This is a genomic window from Salmonella sp. SAL4457 (assembly GCF_046548235.1).
Classification (GTDB): domain Bacteria; phylum Pseudomonadota; class Gammaproteobacteria; order Enterobacterales; family Enterobacteriaceae; genus Salmonella; species Salmonella enterica.
Map to the genome: position 1 here is coordinate 1 of NZ_JBGDZO010001468.1, position 231 is coordinate 231.

Annotated in this window: 1 protein-coding gene; it reads right to left on the reverse strand. The window is 66.7% G+C overall.

The features are described 5' to 3' along the window. Nucleotides 1-231, reverse strand: a 231-nt coding sequence (locus ACLJNW_RS29055; RefSeq protein WP_410962146.1) for a hypothetical protein, incomplete at both ends; no start/stop codon positions are given.

The window sequence follows — 231 nt, forward strand, 5'->3', positions numbered from 1 at the left end:
GATTAGCGAGTAGCGCTCGGCGAGGTCGTACTCCATCAGGGCGCCCTCGGTCTCGATCCACTGGTACTCGGGGACCTGCTCATCGAACGGGTAGTAGGTGTCGCAGTAGACGACGGGCGTGCCGTACCCGTCCGTCAGCTCTTCCTGGATCGTCAGGTAGCCGGGGGCATCGCTGTCCCAGGAGGCGACGCCGGGGTCGCCGTCGAAGCCGGTGACGCGGGTCTCCAGCAG